At 64.4% G+C, this 18,314-nt stretch carries 15 protein-coding genes; 9 read left to right on the plus strand and 6 right to left on the minus strand.

Annotated features, from left to right (window positions below; translation table 11 throughout):
* Nucleotides 1–41: 41 nt before the first annotated feature.
* Together serC and QMX78_RS04675 are read right to left on the minus strand one after the other, a co-directional pair.
* Nucleotides 42–1,127, minus strand: a complete 1,086-nt coding sequence (gene serC / locus QMX78_RS04670; protein ID WP_282267042.1) for a 3-phosphoserine/phosphohydroxythreonine transaminase — start codon at nucleotides 1,125–1,127, stop codon at nucleotides 42–44.
* Between the two features lie 140 nt (nucleotides 1,128–1,267).
* Nucleotides 1,268–2,080 (minus strand): FHA domain-containing protein, encoded by an 813-nt coding sequence (locus QMX78_RS04675; RefSeq protein ID WP_282267044.1) that lies wholly within the window; start codon nucleotides 2,078–2,080, stop codon nucleotides 1,268–1,270.
* 119 nt (nucleotides 2,081–2,199) lie between these two features.
* Between QMX78_RS04675 and QMX78_RS04680 the strand changes: the two genes are divergently transcribed.
* The 4 genes from QMX78_RS04680 to QMX78_RS04695 all read left to right on the plus strand — a co-directional run bounded on the left by QMX78_RS04680 (nucleotide 2,200) and on the right by QMX78_RS04695 (nucleotide 5,165).
* Entirely contained in the window at nucleotides 2,200–2,475 is a 276-nt protein-coding gene (locus QMX78_RS04680) for a polyhydroxyalkanoic acid system family protein (protein WP_282267046.1), read from the plus strand.
* A gap of 79 nt (nucleotides 2,476–2,554) precedes the next feature.
* Nucleotides 2,555–3,019, plus strand: coding sequence for a phasin family protein (locus QMX78_RS04685; protein ID WP_282267047.1), 465 nt, complete (start codon nucleotides 2,555–2,557; stop codon nucleotides 3,017–3,019).
* A 221-nt stretch (nucleotides 3,020–3,240) separates the two neighbouring features.
* Nucleotides 3,241–4,059: a YggS family pyridoxal phosphate-dependent enzyme gene (locus QMX78_RS04690; RefSeq protein WP_282267048.1), complete on the plus strand. Its 819-nt coding sequence runs from the start codon at nucleotides 3,241–3,243 to the stop codon at nucleotides 4,057–4,059.
* A 95-nt stretch (nucleotides 4,060–4,154) separates the two neighbouring features.
* Entirely contained in the window at nucleotides 4,155–5,165 is a 1,011-nt protein-coding gene (locus QMX78_RS04695) for a restriction endonuclease (protein ID WP_282267049.1), read from the plus strand.
* A gap of 74 nt (nucleotides 5,166–5,239) precedes the next feature.
* Here the strand turns inward: QMX78_RS04695 and hutC are convergent, their stop codons facing one another.
* Together hutC and QMX78_RS04705 are read right to left on the minus strand one after the other, a co-directional pair.
* Complete coding sequence (gene hutC / locus QMX78_RS04700; protein ID WP_282267051.1) at nucleotides 5,240–5,968, minus strand: histidine utilization repressor; 729 nt, start codon at nucleotides 5,966–5,968, stop codon at nucleotides 5,240–5,242.
* A 42-nt stretch (nucleotides 5,969–6,010) separates the two neighbouring features.
* A complete protein-coding gene (locus QMX78_RS04705; RefSeq protein WP_282267063.1) occupies nucleotides 6,011–7,375 on the minus strand; it encodes a formimidoylglutamate deiminase in 1,365 nt (454 codons plus the stop codon).
* 66 nt (nucleotides 7,376–7,441) lie between these two features.
* Between QMX78_RS04705 and hutI the strand changes: the two genes are divergently transcribed.
* The 5 genes from hutI (at nucleotide 7,442) to QMX78_RS04730 (ending at nucleotide 15,571) form a co-directional block, all read left to right on the plus strand.
* The gene (gene hutI, locus QMX78_RS04710; RefSeq protein WP_282267052.1) at nucleotides 7,442–8,647 is read left to right on the plus strand and encodes an imidazolonepropionase; all 1,206 of its coding nucleotides are present in this window, start codon (nucleotides 7,442–7,444) and stop codon (nucleotides 8,645–8,647) included.
* Nucleotides 8,648–8,712: 65 nt separating this feature from the next.
* On the plus strand, nucleotides 8,713–10,260 hold the full coding sequence (gene hutH / locus QMX78_RS04715) for a histidine ammonia-lyase (protein WP_282267054.1): 1,548 nt from the start codon (nucleotides 8,713–8,715) through the stop codon (nucleotides 10,258–10,260).
* Nucleotides 10,261–10,594: 334 nt separating this feature from the next.
* On the plus strand, nucleotides 10,595–11,446 hold the full coding sequence (gene hutG, locus QMX78_RS04720) for an N-formylglutamate deformylase (protein ID WP_282267055.1): 852 nt from the start codon (nucleotides 10,595–10,597) through the stop codon (nucleotides 11,444–11,446).
* Nucleotides 11,443–13,110, plus strand: a complete 1,668-nt coding sequence (gene hutU, locus QMX78_RS04725; RefSeq protein WP_282267056.1) for a urocanate hydratase — start codon at nucleotides 11,443–11,445, stop codon at nucleotides 13,108–13,110. Before hutG ends, hutU begins: the two co-directional genes overlap by 4 nt.
* 361 nt (nucleotides 13,111–13,471) lie before the next feature.
* Nucleotides 13,472–15,571 carry a CocE/NonD family hydrolase gene (locus tag QMX78_RS04730; protein ID WP_282267058.1) on the plus strand — a complete coding sequence of 700 codons (2,100 nt, stop codon included), beginning with the start codon at nucleotides 13,472–13,474 and terminating at the stop codon, nucleotides 15,569–15,571.
* Between the two features lie 174 nt (nucleotides 15,572–15,745).
* Here the strand turns inward: QMX78_RS04730 and recJ are convergent, their stop codons facing one another.
* On the minus strand, nucleotides 15,746–17,461 hold the full coding sequence (gene recJ / locus QMX78_RS04735; RefSeq protein ID WP_282267060.1) for a single-stranded-DNA-specific exonuclease RecJ: 1,716 nt from the start codon (nucleotides 17,459–17,461) through the stop codon (nucleotides 15,746–15,748).
* 4 nt (nucleotides 17,462–17,465) lie between these two features.
* Nucleotides 17,466–18,314: phosphoglycerate mutase (locus QMX78_RS04740; RefSeq protein WP_282267062.1), on the minus strand; the 849-nt coding region annotated here is incomplete at its 5' end.

The following is an 18,314-nucleotide window of genomic DNA, read 5'->3' on the forward strand; positions in this document are numbered from 1 at the left end:
TACCTGTTACAGGCCGGCGCAACGCGCACGGCGGGAGTGGTTCAACCGTTGCGCTGCTGGAAATCACGCATGAACGCTGCCAGCGCCTGCGCACCTTCCAGCGGCATGGCGTTGTACAGCGAAGCGCGGATACCACCGACAGCCTTGTGACCTTTCAGCGCCAGCAAGCCGGCTGCCTTGGACTCGCTGACAAAGCGCGCATTGAGCTCGTCACTGGGCAGGAAGAACGGAATGTTCATCCGCGAACGCACAGCCGCAGCCACTTCGTTGCGATAGAAGCCGCCGGAGCCATCAATGGCGTCGTACACCGCCGACGACTTGGCAAGACTCAGCTTGGCAAAGGCTTCCACACCGCCCTGGGCCAGCATCCACTTGAACATCAGCCCGGCCAGGTACCAGTTCCAGGTCGGCGGTGTGTTCAACATCGAATCGCGAGCGACATGCGAGCGGTAATCGAAGATATCGGCACGCGGCTGGCCGGCGCGTTCCAGCAGGTCGCGGCGGATGATGACCACGGCGATACCCACCGGGCCAAGGTTCTTCTGCGCGCCGGCATAGATCACGCCATAACGCGACACATCAATCGGCTCGGAGGCGATCGACGAGCTGAAGTCGGCGATCAGCGGCACGCCGCCAACATCCGGAACATCGCGGAACTCGATGCCGTGGATGGTTTCGTTGGCAGTGATGTGCACGTACGCCGCATCGTCCGACAGCTGCCATTGCGAGCGCGCCGGGATATCCCGATAGCCACTGGCCTCACCGCTGGCGGCGATGTTGACGTCGACATAGGGCTGGGCCTGCTTGACCGCAGTCTTGCCCCAGTGGCCACTGACCACGTAGTCCACGCGTTGGCCCGGGCTGGCGAAGTTCAGCGGCAGCAGTGCCTGCTGGGTGGTGGCACCGCCACCGAGGAACAGCACCGCGTAATCGTCGGGAATACCGATCAGGTGGCGCAGATCAGCTTCGGCCTCGGCCGCCACGGCCATGAAATCGGCGCTGCGATGGCTGATCTCGACAATGGACGCACCTACGCCATTCCATTCCAACATTTCCGCCTGCGCCTGACGCAGGACCGATTCCGGCAATGTCGCAGGGCCGGCACTGAAATTGAATGCGCGCGTCATGTCACACCTGTTGAGCAGAACCCCTAGTATGCCGCAGCGCAACAGCCTTGGGCCATCCGGAAAAGGTTGCATCTGCACCCATTTCGGACCGCTGTTTCAGTGCTGCCCATGCGTCGGGCAAACGCCACCGGAACCGGTGCTCAGCGTGCCCCGAACAGCAACAAGCCGCTGATCGCCGCACCCAGCAGCAAGGCACTGAGCAGCAGCCACGGCCAACGCCGCGGCAGCCTGGGCTTGGCCGGTACCGGCGTCGATGGCTTGAGTGCAACCGGCTCGTCATCCTCCTCCTGCGGGAACGCCACACTGGCCGAGGCCGGGCCCAGCGGGACTTCCAGGACAAAGCGGTGGTTGCCCTCGAACACCACCTGGTCGCCGGCCTGTAGCCAGCAATGGCGGGTGATCACGCCATTGACCAGGCTGCCGTCGGCCGAGCCCAGATCGCGCAGCAGAACCTTGTCACCGTGCCGTTCGAAACGGGCATGACGCGCGGCGAAGGCCGGGTCGTCGATGAGAATGTCGCTGGCCGGATCACTGCCGATGACGCGCGGCGTGTCCAGGGTAAAGCTGCGGCCGTGATGGCGGCCACCTACCCCGCGCAACAGCACCCGCAGGTCGTCGCCAGCATCAGTCGGGGCTTCAGGGGGATGCGCCACCTGCTCGCAGTCGCCACGCAGCAGCATTTCCGCGCCGTCGGCATATACCGAATCACCTGCGCGCAGCAGCGCCATGCGCCGCACCGGACGGCCGTTGACATGGATGCCGCGGCCGCCATTGGCAACCTGCAACCAGACCCCGCGCTGATCGGTACAGAACTGCGCCAACAGCAATGGGCCAACACTGCCGTCGCCCAAGCGGACTTGACCCGAGGCGTGGCGCACAATGCGCTGGACACCCGGCATCAATGACTGATCCGGCTGCTGACGATTACTGAAATGGACTTGCAGAGTGCGCACCGGCAGCAGACTAGCAGGTCATCCGGTCATGCAGAAGGTGTACGCAAGGCTTGGACTACGCCGCGCCGGTCCGCACAATGGCGCATCTTTCTTACAAACAGCAGTCCAGGCCATACGCCATGTCCACCATTGATATCCAGCACGCCCATTCCCTGTCCGATGACAAGGCCCGCACCGCCATCGCCGAAGTCGCGGAAAAACTGCAGGAGCGCTTCGACGTGGCCACCCGCTGGGACGGCCCAGTGCTGCACTTCAACCGTTCCGGTGTGGACGGCGCCATCGAGCTGCTGCCGGGTGCGGTGCGGGTCAAGGCCGAGCTGGGCTTCCTGCTGTCGGCAATGAAAGGCATGGTGGAGTCCGAAATTCAACGCGTGCTGACCGACAAGCTCGGCTGAGCAGGCACCGTCACACAACTCGAGCCGCCAAGCCGTTACGGTGTAGCTGAACTCTTCAACCCCGCACAGGAGCATCGTCATGACCACCTACGAGCAACGCCCGGAAGACGAGGACGACACCACTGGCGCGCAAGGCCAGGCCGAGCGCTTGACCAGGAAGGTGACCGAGTCGGCCCAGCAGGTCTGGCTGGCCGGTCTGGGCGCGCTATCGCGTGCGCAGGCCGAGGGCAGCAAACTGTTCGACACCCTGGTCAAGGAAGGCCAGGACAGCGAAGCCCGTTCCCGCGAGCAGTCGCGCAAAGGCGAAAGCCTGCGCGACACCGTGGAGAACACCCTGGGCCAGGCCCGCGAGCGCGCCGCCGGTACCTGGGACAAGGTCGAAAAATCATTTGAAGACCAGGTCCACAACGTGCTGCGACGCATGGACATCCCCTCGCGCTCGGACATCGAGGCGCTGAACGACCGCCTGGACGCCCTTAACCGCCGCCTTACCCGGGCCGAGAGCCGCGCCGCGCACGACGGGCAGCACGCTGAAGACCAATGATGTTGCAAAGCAGCATTGGTTGAGCAAGAATCAATCACCCGCCAGCAGTACCGCGCCGTAAGTCTCCCTCCCCTCACGGCATCGGATGGCGGGTTTTTCATGCCTGCGATTTGCCCAGGCGGCCGAAATCCGGGTTTCGGACCTGCCAGCGAGCGATAATCCGCTGTTCACCGCGCCGCTCACGCAGCAACAGACGGCGGCCGCAAACGCTGGAGACACGCATGCACACCCCGTACCCGGATCCTGATCCCGGCACCCAGACCCGGCACGCCCTGCACGGCCACTACCCACGTGCCGAGACCGTGGATGACTTCCGCCGAAATCTGGCACTGGTCCACGAGCGCATCGATGCGGCCTGTCAACGTGTCGGCCGCGATCCGGTCGGCGTGCGACTGCTGCCGGTCAGCAAGACCATCGACGAAGCCCATATCCGCCTTGCCTATCAGGCCGGTTGCCGCGTGCTGGGCGAGAACAAAGTGCAGGAGGCCCACCACAAGTGGGAGGCCATGCAGGACCTTGGCGACCTGCGCTGGTCGGTGATCGGCCACCTGCAGACCAACAAGGCCAAGCTGGTGGCGCGTTTCGCCGACGAATTCCAGGCCCTGGACAGCCTGCGTCTGGCCGAAACCCTTGAACGTCGGCTGCAGGCCGAAGGCCGCTCGCTGGACGTGTTCGTGCAGGTGAACAGCTCCAACGAGACCAGCAAATACGGCTTGGCACCCGAAGCGGTCGCCGGTTTCCTGCAGGCCCTGCCACGCTCCGGCGCGTTGCGGGTCCGTGGCCTGATGACCCTGGCCCTGTTCTCCGCCGAGCCGGCGCAGGTCCGGGCCTGCTTCGTTCGCCTGCGTGAGCTGCGCGATCAGCTGCGCCAGCACGCACCTGCCCACATCGGGCTGGATGAGCTGTCGATGGGCATGTCCGGGGACTTCGAGATCGCCATCGAGGAAGGTGCAAGCGTGGTCCGGGTCGGTCAGGCCATCTTTGGCGCGCGGGCGCTACCCGACAGCCATTACTGGCCGGCGACAACGCCTGCGGATTAATTCACGGGCGCAGTTCAAAAAGGCGAAGTCAGCCTGCTCTTACGGTCGTCAGGGAAGATAGACTGGGCGCCATCTATAGGCTTTCAGGTATGTCGATGTTTTCGTGGATTCTGGCCCTGTTGCTTGCGTTGCTCTTGTGGGGCCTGGCTTCTGCATACCTCTGGTTGGTCGCCCGCCGTCAAACCGAGCGCCAGCATGGCCTGGCCGCATTGGCTGGCATGCGCTGGCGCGAGTTTTCCCGCATCGTGCACCAGGCCATGGCCGAGCAGCGCGACCTGCACCCGCTGACCGACGACGATGAAAACGACCGCGGCACCAGCAGCGATTTCCTGCTGCAGCGCGGCGGCCAGCGCTGGCTTGTATCGTGCAAGCACGGCCGCGCCTACCGCTTCGATGCGACTGCCATCCATGAGCTTGCCTCGGCCATCAGCCTGACCGGCGCCGCTGGCGGCCTGCTGATCACCGAAGGTCACGTTGAGCGCGACGGCCTGGCCGAGGCGGAAAAGCACTCGATCGAAATCATCGATGCGCGTCAGTTGTGGGAGCTGCTCAAGCCCTATATGCCCACCGAAGCGCACGAGACAGTCACTGGCATCGCCCGCCGCGAAGCGGTCCGTCACACAGGCATTGCCGGATTGGCGGCAGCCACCCTGGGCCTGCTTGCCGGCATGGGCTACATGACCATGCAAGGTGATTCCCCAGCAGCTGCGCCAATCGCCACGGCACCGCAGGTTGTCGCCGCACCAACTGCCGAACCGGCAGCTGCAGCCGAGCCTGCCGCTGAACCCAGCAACGCCAAGCCTGCCGCCGCCGCAACGAGCGCCGCTCACCCGGGCGACCTTGTGCAGGACCCGGACGCCGCCACCTTGCTGCGCTACCAGCAATCCGTTTCAAAAGCCCTGGCCGGCACTTCCGGCGTGGTCAGCGGCATCTGGTTGACCCGCTCCACCCTGTCGGTGGAACGCAGTGGCGATGACGCCCAGGTGTGGCCGCTGATCTGCCAGCAGCTGCAGCGCTACCCGGCACTGCGCACCACCCGCGTGCAGCTCAACCCGCGTCCCGGCGTGGATGAGCCGGTGCGCTGGCGGCAGTGCAGCACCATCTGAGAGTCAGCAGCTTCCAGCCAGGCCATTGGCTTGGCTGGAGATTGAATCGGACGGATTGAATCAAACGCGCAGAATCAGCGTGCTCCCGGCGCGAAGCGGGCAATCAGGTCGTAGGCATCGCCGAGGAACATCTGCCGGACCCAGGTGATGGGCAGTTCGCCACGCCAGGTCTGGCGGTCGATGACCAGGCAAGCCGTGCCCACCGCAACCTTCAGCAATGCAGCTTCGTCAGCGGTCGCGGCCACCGCGCTGATGCGATGCTGTCCGCGCGTCCATGACACGTTCTGCAGCAGCCAGCTGCCCGGCGCATGGATGGAGAAATCCACCTTCAAGGTTTCCGGCACCGCTTCGGGATTGATCAACCGGCGCTCCAACGCCAGCGGCTTGCCGTCAGCCAGGTGCAGGCAGCGCATCGCCAGCAGCTTGCCGTCACCTACCAGTTGCAGCTCTTCGACCGAGGTTTCCCTGGCCTTGCGGTGCGCGCGTTCCAGCAACTGGAAACCGTACTCGTGGCCGCGGTCGGTGACCGCCACTTCGATGTCGGGGATTTCCAGCGCCACCTGCTCCAGGTGCGGCGGCTGCCGTGCAACGAAGGAACCTGCGCGACGGCGGCGTTCGATCATGCCGCTCTCGGCCAGCGCGGTCAGCACCTTGTTCACCGTCATCCGCGAGCAACCGTACTGTTCCATCAACTCGTGTTCGAACGGAATACGGAAGCCAGGCTCCCATTCGCCGCTGAGGATGCGGCCTTCGATGTCACTGCGGATGCGGTGATTGAGGGTGGGAGCTTTCTTGCCCTTCACTCGGGTTTCCTGAAAGAGACGGTGTCTGGCCGATAACCGACCTTAGCCCAGTATCCGCGCAAGCGCGGCACGGTAACGCGCGCTGATCGCATCGCGGTTCACGTGGCGACCATCGCGGACCAGGGCCCGACCGTTGCGCCAGACGCTGCGAAGGGCGCCATTACGTGCGGCGAACAGCCAGCTGTCAAGCAAGGCGTCACCGCTGCGATTGAGCAGGGCCGGATGCTCGGCATCCAGTTCCAGCAGATCAGCAGCAGCACCCACGCTCAAACCCGCCTGTACACCCAACGCCTGTGCGCCCCCCTCCCCTGCCTGCTGATAGAGCCAGCGGCCACTGGACAGATCGCCCGGCGAAAGTACATTTCGGCCCCGTAGCTGCAGGCGTTGACCGTATTCGAGCAGACGCAGCTCCTCGGCCGCATCGATCAATACATTGGAATCGGAACCGACGCCGAAGCGACCGCCGACCCGCACGAACTCGCGCATCGGGAACAGGCCGTCACCCAGATTGGCCTCGGTGATCGGGCACAGGCCGACCACCGCACCACTGTCCGCCATCAACTGCACCTCTTTGTCGTTGACGTGGGTAGCGTGCACCAGGCACCAACGCGCATCGACAGCAGCATTGGCATACAGCCATTCGACCGGTCGCTGACCGCTCCAGGCAAGGCAGGCATCGACTTCGCGGGTCTGCTCGGCAATATGGATATGGATCGGGCCCGGTGCCAATGCAACCAACGCCTGTAATTCTTCCGGCGTGCTTGCGCGCAGGCTGTGTGGTGCCAGCCCCAGCACCGCATCGGGCGTGTCTGCCAGGGCGCGTTTGCAGCCTTCAAGCAGGTCCGCAAAACCATCGATGTCGTGCAGGAAGCGCCGTTGCGCCGGTGTTGGTGCGGCTCCGCCAAAGTCGCTGTGCGCGTAGAACACCGGCAGCAGGGTCAGGCCCAGACCGGTTTCATCCGCCCCCGCCGCGACCCGTACCGACATTTCCGCATGGTCGGCGTAGCGGCTGCCGTTTTCAGTGTGGTGCAGATAGTGGAACTCGCCGACGCGGGTGAAGCCGCTTTCCAGCATCTCCATGTACGCCTGCGCGGCAATGGCCTGGAAGGTCTCCGGGTCCAGGCGGTCCAGGAACCGGTACATCAGTTCGCGCCAGCTCCAGAAGCTGTCGCCGGAGCGCCCACCAACCTCGGTAAGCCCGGCCATCGCCCGCTGGAAGGCATGACTGTGCAGGTTGCCCAGGCCCGGGACCACCACGTCCAGACGCTGCGACTGGCCGTCCCAGACTTCGCCGGCAACCACCGCGGTGATGCGACCGGCAACGCTCTCGATACGCACATCCTGCGCCCAGCCCTGCGGCAACAAGGCGTGGGCCGCGTGGAAACGAACCGTTGGGGCTGGCTTGATCGTTGTCACTGGACACTCTCCGATGGTCGCCGTTATTGTATATACAAATAGGCACGGAGAGGGACAATGCGCTGCGACACGCTATGGCACAACGCCAACCTGATGACCCTGGACGACGCCTCGGGCGGACTGGGCAGCATCCGCGACGGTGTTGTCGCCGCCCGCGATGGCCGCATCCTGCATGTCGGGCCAGCAGCAGATGCCCCTGCATTTGACGCCGATAACCGCGTCGACTGCAATGGCCGCTGGATCAGCCCCGGCCTGATCGACTGCCATACCCACCTGGTCTATGCCGGCAACCGCGCCGGCGAGTTCGAGCAACGCCTGCAGGGTGTGACCTACGCACAGATTGCCAAGGCCGGTGGCGGCATCGTTTCCACCGTCAGCGCAACCCGCACCGCCGATGACGCGGCCTTGATCGAGGCCAGCCTGCCCCGCCTGGATGCGATGCTGGCCGAAGGCATCACCACCATCGAGATCAAATCCGGCTACGGCCTGACCTTGGCCGACGAACGCAAGCAGCTACGCGTTGCGCGCGAACTGGGCGTGCTGCGCAAGGTGGAGATCGCGCCGACCTTTCTTGGTGCACATGCCGTGCCGCCAGGCTATGAGGCACAGGCTTACATCAACGAAGTCTGCGCCGTGATGATTCCGGCAATCGCCGCGGAAGGGTTGGCGGATGCCGTCGACATTTTCTGCGAGAACATCGCCTTTTCGCCCGCGCAGGCGCAGCAGGTTTTCGATGCCGCCAAACAGCATGGGCTGGCAATCAAGATCCACGCAGAACAGTTGTCCAACCAACACGGTGCGGAATTGGCCGCACACAACGGCGCACTGTCCGCGGACCACATCGAACACCTGGATGAAGCAGGGATTGCCGCGATGCGCGCCTCGGGCACGGTCGCCGTGCTGCTCCCCGGCGCCTACTACTTCACCCGCGAGACCGTGTTGCCCCCCATCCAGGGCCTACGTGATGCAGGCGTGCCGATGGCGCTGGCCACCGACAGCAACCCGGGCACTTCGCCGCTGACCAGTCCGCTGCTGACGATGAACATGGGCGCCACCTTGTTCCGCATGACCGTGGCCGAGTGCATCGCCGGCTTCACCCGCGAAGCCGCGCGTGCCCTTGGCCGCGGCAACCGCATCGGCAAGCTGATGAACGGCATGGACTGCGATCTGGCCATCTGGAACATCGAAGCACCCGCCGACCTGGTCTACCGGATCGGTTTCAACCCATTGCATGCCCGCGTCTGGCGCGGGCAAACCGTTTGAATCCGCCCCGCTTCAATCTTCCACATTGAATCTCGCACTTTGAACCTCGCACTGCTGGAGCACGCATGAGCACTACCTTGACCCTCCTCCCCGGCCACGTTCCGTTGGCGCAATGGCGGCAGATCTATCGCGGTGCCAACGTGCGCCTGGATGCATCGGCCCAAGCCGCGGTACTGCGCAGCGCACAGGTGGTGGATGCCATCGTCGCCAAGGGCGAGCCGGTCTATGGCATCAATACCGGCTTCGGCAAGCTGGCCAGTGTCCGCATCGAGCGCGAGGACCTGGAAACCCTGCAGCGCAATATCGTGTTGTCGCATGCTGCCGGTGTAGGCGAGCCGATGCCCGCCAACGTGGTCCGTCTGATGATGGCGCTGAAGCTGACCAGCCTGGCCCAGGGCGCCTCGGGTATCCGCCCGCAGACGCTGGCACTGCTGGAAGCAATGTTGCAGAAGGATGTGGTGCCGGTGGTGCCCTGCCAGGGCTCGGTTGGCGCGTCCGGCGATCTGGCACCGCTGTCGCATCTGGCCAGCGTGATGATTGGCGTTGGTGAAGCCTTTGTCGGCGGTGTGCGGATGTCGGCGGAAGCCGCCTTCGAGCAGGCCGGCCTGCAGCCGTTGGTGCTGGGCGCGAAGGAAGGCCTGGCCTTGCTCAACGGCACCCAGTATTCGACCGCTTATGCACTGGCCGGTCTGTTCGAGATCGAAGTGGTTTTCCAGGCCGCACTGGTTACCGGTGCGTTGTCGGTGGAAGCCGCCAAGGGCTCGGACACCCCGTTTGATCCACGCATCCACAGCATTCGCGGCCAGCGCGGGCAGATCGCCACCGCCGCGGTGCTGCGCGAGTTGATGCAGGGCTCGGCAATCCGCGAATCGCATCGCGACAATGACGTGCGCGTGCAGGACCCTTACTGCCTGCGCTGCCAGCCGCAGGTGATGGGCGCCGCGCTGGACGTGATGCGCCAGGCCGCCACCACCCTGGAAATCGAGGCCAATGGTGTCTCCGACAACCCGCTGGTGTTCACCGATACCGGCGAAGCACTGAGCGGCGGCAACTTCCACGCCGAGCCGGTGGCATTCGCAGCAGACATGCTGGCGATGGCGGTCTGCGAGATCGGCTCGATCAGCGAGCGTCGCACCGCCATGCTGGTGGACCCGGCGCTGTCCGGCCTGCCTGCTTTCCTGACCCCGAAGCCGGGCCTGAACTCCGGCTTCATGATCCCGCAGGTCACCGCAGCAGCACTGGTGTCGGAAAACAAGCAGCGCGCCTATCCGGCCAGCGTCGACTCGATCCCGACCTCGGCCAACCAGGAAGATCATGTGTCGATGGCCGCGCATGGTGCGCGTCGTTTGATTGCCATGGCTGAGAATGCTGCCAATGTGATCGGTATTGAACTGCTTGCCGCAGGCCAGGGCTGCGACTTCCATGCGCCGCTGCGTTCGAGTTCGGCGCTGGAGCAGGTGCGTTCGACCTTGCGCGCGCAGGTGCCTACCCTGGTGGACGACCGTTACTTCCATCCGGACATGGTTGCTGCGACTGCATTGGTGCGCGCGGGTGCATTGACCGCTGGCTTGAGTGTGCAGTTGCCGGGTGTTGATGTGACGGACAAGGCCTGATCGAAGCGTATGCAGAGCTGCCGGCCAGCGTTGGGGCGTTCTCGCGAAGAGCGCCCTCACCTGCCCTCCGGGCATCCTCTCCCGCTTGCGGGAGAGGCGAAGGCTGGCCGCGCGACTATCTGTCAGATCACGCAAGACCAATCGGAAGCCGCGAACCTGTCCCTTCTCCCGCTTGCGGGAGAAGGTGGCGCACAGCGCCGGATGAGGGGAGCTTTTGACCTTCATCGCGTAGAGCTCCCCCGTTCTGCCCCCCGCCTTCGCGGGGGCAGGCCCTTCGGGCATCTTCCCCCGCCAGCGGGGGAAGAACAAAGCCTGCCATACCCCAGGAATCCCCATGACGAACGCCCCTGACTGGCTGCAGATCCACCACGGTCACGCTCCACTGATCGTCAGCTTCCCGCATACCGGCACCGAGCTTCCTGCCTCGCGCGTTGGCCATTTCGTGTCACCGTGGCTGGCCCGCCGTGACGCCGACTGGTGGGTGCACGAGCTCTATACCTTTGCCAAGGCAATGGGCGCGACAACGGTACGCACCGCCATCTCGCGCTCGCTGATCGACGTCAATCGTGACCCCTCCGGTGTCTCCCTGTACCCAGGACAGAACACCACCGGCCTGTGCCCGCTAACCACCTTCGACAACCAGCCGCTGTACCGCGCCGGGCATGAGCCCGATGACGCGGAGATCCAGTATCGGCGCGAAACCTGGTTCGATCCCTACCACGCTGCACTGGCCCGCGAGATCGCCCGCCTGCGCGCGCAGCATGACACCGTGGTCGTCTACGACGCGCACTCGATCCGTTCCCTGATTCCGCATCTGTTCGATGGCGAACTGCCGCAGTTCAATATCGGCAGCGCTGGACCCAGCGGCGCGCCGGATACCTCCTGCGACAACGCGCTGACCGACGTGGTCGAGAACCTGTGCGCCATGAGCGGCATGAGCCACGTCCGCAACGGCCGCTTCAAGGGTGGCTGGATCACCCGCCACTACAGCAACACCGCCAACGGCGTGCACACCCTGCAGATGGAACTGGGCTGCCGCGGTTACATGCACGAACCCGCACCCGAGGACGTGGACGAGCACAGCTGGCCCACGCCTTACGACCCCGAACACGCAAGCCCCGTCCGCAACACCTTGCAGCAAGTGCTTGGCGCTTGTCTGGAATTTGCTACCAGGAGAAATGCATGACCCGCCACGACCCCTCCCGCAACCCGCGCGCACCTCGCGGCAATACGCTCAACTGCAAATCCTGGCAGACCGAAGCGCCGTTCCGCATGCTGCAGAACAACCTCGATGCGGAAGTCGCCGAAGACCCGACTTCGTTGGTGGTCTACGGCGGCATCGGCCGCGCCGCCCGCGACTGGGAAAGCTACGACAAGATTCTGGAAACCTTGAAGCGCCTGGACGACAACCAGACCCTGCTGGTGCAATCCGGCAAGCCAGTCGGTGTGTTTCCCACCCACCCGGATGCACCGCGCGTGCTGATCGCCAACTCCAACCTGGTTCCGCACTGGGCCAACTGGGAGCACTTCAACGAGCTCGATAAGAAGGGCTTGATGATGTACGGGCAGATGACCGCCGGCAGCTGGATCTACATCGGCAGCCAAGGTATCGTCCAGGGCACCTACGAAACCTTCGTGGAAATGGGCCGCCAGCACTACGGTGGCAGCCTGAGCGGCAAGTGGATCCTCACTGCCGGTTTGGGAGGCATGGGTGGCGCACAGCCGCTGGCCGCGTCGCTGGCCGGCGCCAGCAGCCTGACCATCGAATGCCGCCAGAGCAGCATCGACTTCCGCCTGCGCACCCGCTATGTCGACGAGCAGGCGACCGACATCGACGATGCACTGGCACGTATCGCCAAGTACACCGCCAGCGGTGAAGCCAAGTCGATTGCCCTGCTCGGCAATGCTGCCGAGATCCTGCCGGAACTGGTACGCCGCGGCGTGCGTCCGGATTGCGTTACCGACCAGACCAGCGCCCACGACCCGGTGCACGGCTACCTGCCGATCGGCTGGAGCGTGGAGCAATGGCTGGCCGAACAGCAGGCCAATCCGGAAAAGGTCCGCGATGCCGCCAAGGCAGCGATGCGCGTGCACGTTGAAGCCATGCTTGCCTTCCACGCTGCTGGCATACCGACTGTCGATTACGGCAACAACATCCGTCAGATGGCCTTCGACGAAGGCTTGCAGAACGCCTTCGATTTCCCCGGTTTCGTACCTGCCTATGTGCGCCCGCTGTTCTGCCGCGGCATCGGCCCGTTCCGCTGGGTGGCGCTGAGCGGCGACCCGGAGGACATCTACAAGACCGACGCCAAGGTCAAGGAGATCATCGCCGATGATCCCAACCTGCATCGTTGGCTGGACATGGCGCGTGAGCGCATCAGTTTCCAGGGCCTGCCAGCGCGCATCTGCTGGGTTGGCCTTGGCCTGCGCCACAAGCTCGGCCTGGCCTTCAACGAAATGGTACGTAACGGTGAACTCAGCGCACCGGTGGTGATTGGCCGCGATCATCTGGACAGCGGCAGCGTCGCGTCTCCAAACCGCGAAACAGAATCGATGAAGGACGGCTCGGATGCGGTCTCCGATTGGCCACTGCTGAACGCCATGCTCAATGTCGCCGGCGGCGCCACCTGGGTAAGCCTGCACCACGGCGGCGGCGTTGGCATGGGTTACTCGCAGCACTCCGGCGTGGTCATCGTCTGCGACGGCAGCGAGGCCGCCGACCAGCGCATCGCACGCGTGCTGTGGAACGACCCCGGTACTGGCGTGATGCGCCATGCCGATGCCGGCTACGACATCGCCATCGACTGCGCCAAGGAGAAGGGACTGGATCTGCCGGGCATCCTCGGCTGACCGAACGCCTCTGGCCGTGAATGCAACGGGCAGGCCTGTGGCCTGCCTGTTGTGCTTTCCGCACTGAAGTCCAATGGGTTCGTGCCTGCCATGAGCCGTGCTGTCGCAACGCATCCAAGCCCGGCATCACCCGCTTGTTGCAAGCCTGCGACCGGCACAGACCTGCCGTTACGCGCATCCATGCGATGTGCTATTGAAGACCAACGATCAAACCGATGGTCTTGCCATGCGTGGCTTGCTTGCCCTATTACTGTTGCTCGGCGCGGGAAGTGCCTCGGCCCTTGCCATGTCGCCCCCCGCGTCGGCGCGGCCTCAGCCCGCCGATGTAGATGCCGCCATGCCCGGGCTTGCAAGGCTCACCTTGAACCGCCTGCCCCACGGCGACGAACAGCAGCTGCTGGATACCCGTTTCCGACTGCAGATAGTCGCAGGCCAGTACCCACAGGCGATCGAAAGCATTCACAAGCTGCGCGCATTGCGCGGCGATCCACCCCAGCAGCCACCGTTGTATCTCCAGTACGAGATCTACGCGAGCGCCAAACAGCTGCAGCAAACGCAACGGATCCGTTTCGCAGACGCATGGAAACGCAGTTTTGCAGACCACTTCCAGCGGCTCGATGACCCGACCGCCCTGAAGGCCGAATTCGCTTTCGGCAGCAATCTGCAACGCCTGCGCGAACAGCGGGACAGTCTGGTCGATGCCACCGACAGTGTCACGGCACTGAACGACGAGCAAGCCACCGCCCTGCTGCGCGCATGGCAGGTGCATGCCGCATACGCGGACTTTCTGCCGCTGGTACCGCAGGCGATCAGTGAAGACGACGCGCGGCGTTACAGCATTGACCGCAACATCAGCATCACCACGCCCGATGGCGCACGCATCTCCGCCATCTCCGTGCATCCAGCCGAGGCCCGCCGATTGCCGGTGCTGCTGACTTTCACCATCTATGCAAACGACGACTGGGCCTGGTCCGATGCCAAGATGATGGCCGCACACGGCTATGCCAGCGTGGTTGCCTACAGCCGCGGCAAGGGCCGCAGCCCTGATCCCGTCCGTCCGTATGAGCACGACGGCAGCGATGCCGCAGCAGTGATTGCCTGGGCCGCCGCCCAACCGTGGAGCAACGGCAAGGTCGGCATGTACGGCGGCAGCTACAGCGGCTTTACCCAGTGGGCAGCACTCAAACAGCGCGCACCCGCGCTCAAGGCCATCGCCACCTCGGCAACCACCGCTCCCGGCATCGACGTGCCGATGGAAGGCGGAATCTTCCTCAACTTCATCTATCCCTGGCCGTTCTACACAACGAACAACACCTCGCTGGACGACGCCACCTATGGCGACAGCGGGCGATGGAACGCCTTGAACAGTCGCTGGTACCGCAGCGGGCAGGCCTATCGCGACCTGCCGACGCTGGACGGCGCCGCAAACCCCTGGTTCGAGCGCTGGTTGCAGCATCCCACCTACGACGCTTACTGGCAGGCATTGATTCCCCAAGGGCGCGAGTTCGCTGACATCGGCATTCCGGTGCTGGCGACAACCGGCTATTTCGACGGCGCGCAGATTGGCGCCCTGCACTACTTCCGCGAGCATCTGAAGCAGCGCCCGGATGCCGATCACACGCTGCTCATCGGTCCCTATGAGCACTTCACCATGCAGACCGGCGTGCCCGAACAGGTGCAGGGCTATACGCCCGATCCGGCGGCGCGCGTGGACCTGCAGGCACTGCGTTTGGCGTGGTTCGACCACGTACTCAAAGCAGCAGCCAAACCAGCGCTGCTGGCTGACAGGGTCAACTGGCAGGTCATGGGCAGCAACCAGTGGCGGCACGCCGCATCACTCGATGCAATGCCGACACGCCAACAACGTTTCTACCTGCTGCCCGCCAGCGGCGGCGGCCATCGACTCGCCGCCGAACCAGCACCCACACGCAGCAGTGTGCAACGCATCGATTTCCGTGAACGCGGCGACGCGGCATGGCAACCGCCAACACAGGTCATCAACCGCGAGCTTGATACCCATGCCGGCCTGGTCTTCCTCAGCGAACCGCTGGAACAGGACACCGAGCTGGCCGGCGCGTTCTCGGGCACATTGGATTTCAGCCTCAACAAACAGGACGCCGACATCGCGCTCGCCATCTACGAACTCACCGCCGATGGCGACTATCTCGATCTTGCCTACTGGCTGCAGCGGCTCAGCCATGCAGCCGACCCCAGCCAGCGCCAGCTGCTCGCACCCGCACAACGGCATAGCGTGCGCTTGACCGACACCCGTTTGCTGGGCCGCAAACTGGCTGCAGGCAGCCGTCTGGTCATAACCCTCGGAGTCATCAAGCAACCGGATCGGCAGCTCAATCTCGGCAGCGGCAAGAACCCCAACGATGAAACACTGGCTGATGCGGGTACGCCCTTGGAGATACGCTGGTATGGCAGCAGCCATATCAACCTGCCGGTGCGCGAATGAGGCATGCGCCGACGCCTGCCTTTCTACATGCCCCGCTGGAGTTAGAACCAGCAATGCATGAATACACGCATTGCACTGGGAACGCCCGGATCCTGGCGAGGCCCCTCGATCAACCTCTCGTAGCGGCATTGTGCGGGCACGACGTTCAGCCGAACGCACTACCTCGCGCCGGAATCAGACAGACGCGCAGTGCTCGACGATCAACTGGATCGCCTTGCCGCCGCGATAGTCATCACTCACCAGACGGTAGGCGATCTGCACCTGTTGCGCAGGTGCCGCGCCATTCCAGCCATTGAAGTAAATGGCATTGATCCGCGCGGCACTGCCCGACTGACGCAACACCAGCTTCAGATGACGTTCTTTCAGCACCCGCCATTCAAGCACTTCGAATGCGCCATCAAACAATGGTTCGGCAAACCCCTGGCCAAACGGACCGGCCAAGCGCAGCGCCTCAGCGTGCTGGAAGTCCAGCTCGACGGGGGACAGCTCGCCATCGCTGAGCAGTTGCTGCTGCAGCAGCGCCGGGTCCAGGCTGTGCTGCACCTGCTGCTCGAACGCAGCCTTGAACGCTTCCAGATTTGCCAACGACAAGCTGAGGCCCGCTGCCATCGCATGGCCGCCGAACTTCTCCATCAACCCTGGGTGATTGGCGTTCACTGCAGCCAAGGCATCACGAATATGGAAGCCGCTGATCGAGCGCGCCGAACCACGTAATGCATCAGCACCGGGCTCGGCCGGGGCGAGCGCAATGACCGGCCGGTGCAGCCTGTCCTTCATCTTTGAAGCGACCAGGCCGACCACGCCCGGATGCCATTCGGCATCGAACAGGCAGGCCGCAACCGGGCGCTGCATGGCGTCATCCAGCAGTGCGCGGGCGACGGCACGCTCGGCATCGTCGGTCATGATCTGCTGTACCGCGCGGCGCTCGGCGTTGATCTCTTCCAGCAGCGTGGCGATATGCCGCGCCTGTGCCGGGTCTTCGGTCAGCAACAGCTCGATGCCCAGCGCCATGTCTTCCAGGCGCCCTGCAGCATTCAACCGTGGCGCAACGGCGTAACCGATGTCGCTGGCGCTGAGCCGGCGCGGGTCACGTCCGCTCACCTCGATCAAGGCCTGCAGGCCGACGCTGGCCTTGCCGGCGCGCAGTCGCCGCAAACCTGCTGAAACAAGGGCGCGATTGTTTTCATCAAGTGCCACCAGATCGGCGACAGTGCCGACGGCAACCAGATCCAGCAGCGTCAGCAGATCAGGTTCCGGCAGCGTTCCGAATGCCGCCTGCTCGCGCAGGTGGCGACGTAGCGCCATCAGTACGTAGAAAATGACGCCAACGCCAGCCAGCGCCTTGCTGGGGAATGCATCGCCGTCCACGTTCGGGTCGACGATCGCATCAGCCGGCGGCAACTGTTCACCAGGAAGATGGTGATCGGTGACCAGAACCTGCCAGCCCAAGGCCTTTGCTGCGCGCACGCCGGCATGACAGGCAATGCCGTGATCGACCGTGACCAGCAGATCCGGCTTCAACGCGGCAAGTTCCTCAACCAGGGACGGCGACAAGCCGTAGCCATGCAGCATCCGGTTCGGCACGGCATGCACGACGTCACGCGCGCCCAGCATACGCAGGCCGCGTACGCCCACGGCACAGGCGGTGGCGCCGTCACAGTCAAAATCACCGACGATCAGGATGCGCTTGTCGCTGGCGATGGCATCAGCCAGCAACTGCACGGCGGCCTGCATGCCGCCCAGCAGCTCGGGCGCATGCAACTGCGCCAGTCGCGGCTGTGCCTGCTCTGGCGTGGTGGCACCACGCGCAGCGTAGATGCGGCGCAGCAACGGCAGGGTGTCATTACTCCAGCCTTCGGTCGCGACCATCTCGCGCCGAACGATCTTCATACTGTCACTCATCGACAAGCGTCATGATCGGTTTCTTCCACAGGAGCCAACGCTGCCCGCGAGTGATGCGATAGCCGGTGCCGTCTTCGAAATCCAGCTGCAACTCGCTGAGTTCGCCACGCTTGAGTGCATCGAGCAAAGGGGCGATTGCATCCCGAGCGAGCTGCTGCAGCGAACGCAGTTGGCGCAGATCGACCAACGCATCCACGCTCTGCTCGCCGCCCAGGCGCACCCCGGCCATCGCAGCCAAACCCTGCACCAGGGCATCACGGCTGCGCACCTGCGCGTGCGCGGTATGTACCGATGCCGGCAGGCTGCCAGCGCCCCAGAACCACAGTGAATTGACCGCACGCTGGCCTTGCGCCACGCGTTGTTCATTCCATGGATGCTGGTGCAGGACCACCTGCGCTTCGGTCAACAAAGCGCGCCAACGGCGTCCGTTCTCTCCGTTGGGCAGATGCGAGAACAAATCGTCGCCGAGCACCACATCCGGTTCTGCAAACTCGGGCAGCGGCGTGTCAGCCGGCAGGCGCAGGTACCAACGCGAGGGCGTCGGTGCATCCAATTGGTAGCCGAAACCAGCGAACAACGGCTGCAGCGCGGGTAACAAGGCGTCAACGTCAGCCTGCTCCAAGCGCAGCGTCTCGGCAGCTGCCATCAGACGCGCACCCTGCATGTCCGGCACGATATTGGCCGGATCGGCGCGCAGCCAGAAGCCGCCCGCGGCATCGCCGGCATCGGTCTGGCGGGTCAAGGCGGCAGCCGACCAGTCGGCCGGCTGCACGCTGAAGTGACGGCGCAGCTGCGCCGATTCACCAGCCGTACCGAGCGAGCGCTCGGCACGGCCCAGGGC

The sequence above is a fragment of the Stenotrophomonas sp. PS02298 genome (genome assembly GCF_029959445.1).
In the GTDB taxonomy this organism is placed as follows: domain Bacteria; phylum Pseudomonadota; class Gammaproteobacteria; order Xanthomonadales; family Xanthomonadaceae; genus Stenotrophomonas.

What these genes read in the sequence shown, in the direction of transcription:
- serC (WP_282267042.1), bottom strand. Translation starts at nt 1,127, where the DNA reads ATGACGCGCGCATTCAATTTCAGTGCCGGCCCTGCGACATTGCCGGAA.
- QMX78_RS04690 (WP_282267048.1), top strand. Translation starts at nt 3,241, where the DNA reads ATGCACACCCCGTACCCGGATCCTGATCCCGGCACCCAGACCCGGCAC.
- hutG (WP_282267055.1), top strand. Translation starts at nt 10,595, where the DNA reads ATGACGAACGCCCCTGACTGGCTGCAGATCCACCACGGTCACGCTCCA.
- hutI (WP_282267052.1), top strand. Translation starts at nt 7,442, where the DNA reads ATGCGCTGCGACACGCTATGGCACAACGCCAACCTGATGACCCTGGAC.
- recJ (WP_282267060.1), bottom strand. Translation starts at nt 17,461, where the DNA reads ATGAAGATCGTTCGGCGCGAGATGGTCGCGACCGAAGGCTGGAGTAAT.
- hutH (WP_282267054.1), top strand. Translation starts at nt 8,713, where the DNA reads ATGAGCACTACCTTGACCCTCCTCCCCGGCCACGTTCCGTTGGCGCAA.
- QMX78_RS04680 (WP_282267046.1), top strand. Translation starts at nt 2,200, where the DNA reads ATGTCCACCATTGATATCCAGCACGCCCATTCCCTGTCCGATGACAAG.
- QMX78_RS04685 (WP_282267047.1), top strand. Translation starts at nt 2,555, where the DNA reads ATGACCACCTACGAGCAACGCCCGGAAGACGAGGACGACACCACTGGC.
- QMX78_RS04695 (WP_282267049.1), top strand. Translation starts at nt 4,155, where the DNA reads ATGTTTTCGTGGATTCTGGCCCTGTTGCTTGCGTTGCTCTTGTGGGGC.
- hutU (WP_282267056.1), top strand. Translation starts at nt 11,443, where the DNA reads ATGACCCGCCACGACCCCTCCCGCAACCCGCGCGCACCTCGCGGCAAT.